At 42.1% G+C, this 2,260-nt stretch carries 4 protein-coding genes; all 4 read right to left on the reverse strand.

What is annotated here, in order from left to right; genetic code table 11:
• Nucleotides 1-204: carboxyltransferase domain-containing protein (locus tag VXQ92_RS15875; protein ID WP_416682463.1), on the reverse strand; the 204-nt coding region annotated here is incomplete at its 3' end.
• A gap of 32 nt (nt 205-236) precedes the next feature.
• The gene (locus VXQ92_RS15880; protein WP_265643232.1) at nt 237-1,043 is read right to left on the reverse strand and encodes a putative hydro-lyase; all 807 of its coding nucleotides are present in this window, start codon (nt 1,041-1,043) and stop codon (nt 237-239) included.
• 11 nt (nt 1,044-1,054) lie between these two features.
• Nucleotides 1,055-1,819 (reverse strand): LamB/YcsF family protein, encoded by a 765-nt coding sequence (locus tag VXQ92_RS15885; RefSeq protein WP_000496075.1) that lies wholly within the window; start codon nt 1,817-1,819, stop codon nt 1,055-1,057.
• A gap of 34 nt (nt 1,820-1,853) precedes the next feature.
• Nucleotides 1,854-2,260: divalent metal cation transporter (locus tag VXQ92_RS15890; protein WP_416682465.1), on the reverse strand; the 407-nt coding region annotated here is incomplete at its 5' end.

Below are 2,260 nucleotides of genomic sequence, written 5' to 3' on the forward strand. Positions count from 1 at the left end.
TTTGAGGCTCTGAATTGAAGCAACCCGCGTTTTAAAATTGGTTTCGATCTCATTAAAAAAAACCAAAATTGTTTTTGCAGCGGGGACTAAGTCTTTAATTCCATTCAATTGCGTATTTTGCAATTTATTGTACAACGCCAATGTTTCTTCTAAGCTCGCAAGCTCAATAAGAAAACAATCGGCGTTTACCGATAAAAAACGCATTTGCTTATCCTTTTTAATTCTTCTTTAGCTATTTAGCCCATCCAAGCACGGTCAGGAATATCGGTAATAAACATGTAACCCGGAGCATGACTAATGGCAAAAGGAATTTTCGAGTTCATGACTGCTGCTTGCGGTGTTACCCCACATGCCCAAAATACTGGAATTTCACCCGCTCCTATACGGGAAGCATCACCAAAGTCAGGCTTATTTACATCCTTAATGCCTAAACTTTCAGGATGACCAATATGTACAGGTGCCCCATGTACACTTGGCATACGCGCTGTAATTTTTACCGCTTCACTAATTTGATGAGATGGAATTGGTCGCATGGAAACCACCATATTTCCTGAAATACGCCCTGCTGGTTCGCACTTTATATTGCTTAGATACATCGGCACATTGGTATCGTCATGAATATGACGAACTTCAATACCTGCTTCTTGCAAAGCGGTTTCAAATGAAAAACTACAACCAATTAAAAAAGTCACCAAATCAGGATGAGCATTATAAATTTCTCTCGCATCGGTCACTTCATCGACCATTTCGCCATCTTTCCAAATGCGATAACGTGGAAAGTCAGTTCGAATGTCTGAATCTGCTGCAAGCTTAGTTGCATAGATGCCTTCTTCGAGCACATCAAGCACCGGGCAGCTTTGCGGGTTACGGTGTGCATAGAGTAAAAAGTCATATGCCCAATCTCTTGGCACTGAAATCATGTTGACCTGCGTCATACCCGCAGCCATACCCGCGGTTGGTTTATCGAAACCTGCACGGATTTTTAAACGTGCATGTAATGCGGCTTCAAGCTGAGCTGGGTCGACTTTAATATCCTTATACATTGCGCTCTTCCTTATGCTTTATTTACAAATGGGCGAATTTCAATATTATTTTTTACAAGCTCGGCTTTAATGGCAGCCGACATTTCTAGTGCACCGTCGGTATCGCCATGTAGGCAAATCGTGTCAGCCTGAATTGGGGTAAATACGCCATCAATTGACTCGACCCCACCATTTTTAAGCATAGACACCACACGGCTCGCAACAAATGCCGAGTCGTGTAAAACCGCACCTTCTAAACGGCGGGAAACTAATGAACCATCACTGTTATAGGCACGGTCTGCAAAAGCTTCTGATACAACTTTTAAACCAGCAACTCGTGCTTGCTCGACTAAGTTTGAACCCGCCAAAGCAACTAAAACCAGTTCAGGGTTATACATTTTAATGGCATCAATCACTGCTGCTGCCTGAGCTTGGTCATGGGCAATGGTGTTGTAGAGTGCACCATGGGGTTTAACGTACTGCACTTTTGAGCCTGCCACTTTCGCTAAACCATCGAGCGCAGAAATTTGGTAAAGCACATCGGCAATGAGTTCATCACGTGACAAATCCATATTACGGCGGCCAAACCCAACAAGGTCTGGGTAAGACACATGAGCACCAATGGTCACACCAAGCTCTACGGCTTTACGAACCGTTTTTAAAATGCCGAGCGGATCACCAGCATGAAAACCACAAGCAATGTTAGCACTGGTCACGACAGGTAAAATTTGGTCATCATTACCCATTTTCCATGAGCCAAAGCTTTCGCCCAAATCACTATTTAAATCTACAAACATGGCATTATTCCTTTATCACTTAACAAAGTCTGGCTTAAAGCTTGGTCAAATAGTTAAACACTGTCGTAAATGACATATAGCCCATCCACCACGTTAACAGACATGTTAATCCACCTAAAATAAGCAACCACTTTGGATAGTTATAATTACCCATTAAATCTTTACGGCATGCAGCCACATACACAAAAATTGTAAGGCCAATTGGCAACACCAATCCGTTAAAACCACCTACGAAAATGAGTAAGCCTGCCGGAGTTGCACCCAATAACACATAGAGCAATAACGCTAATGCGATAAAGGTAATGGTCGTATAGTTGGTCTGTTTTGGTGTTAAGTTCTTTTTAAATGCAGTAAAGAATGACACTGAAGTATATGCTGCGCCAATCGTGCTACTAATACCTGCTGCCCAGAAAATTAAACCAAATAATTTAAAACCAAATG

It is taken from the genome of Acinetobacter sp. 228, assembly GCF_048147885.1.

Excerpts from the sequence above, each read along its gene's own strand:
- VXQ92_RS15880 (WP_265643232.1), bottom strand. The coding sequence starts at position 1,043 with ATGTATAAGGATATTAAAGTCGACCCAGCTCAGCTTGAAGCCGCATTA.
- VXQ92_RS15885 (WP_000496075.1), bottom strand. The coding sequence starts at position 1,819 with ATGTTTGTAGATTTAAATAGTGATTTGGGCGAAAGCTTTGGCTCATGG.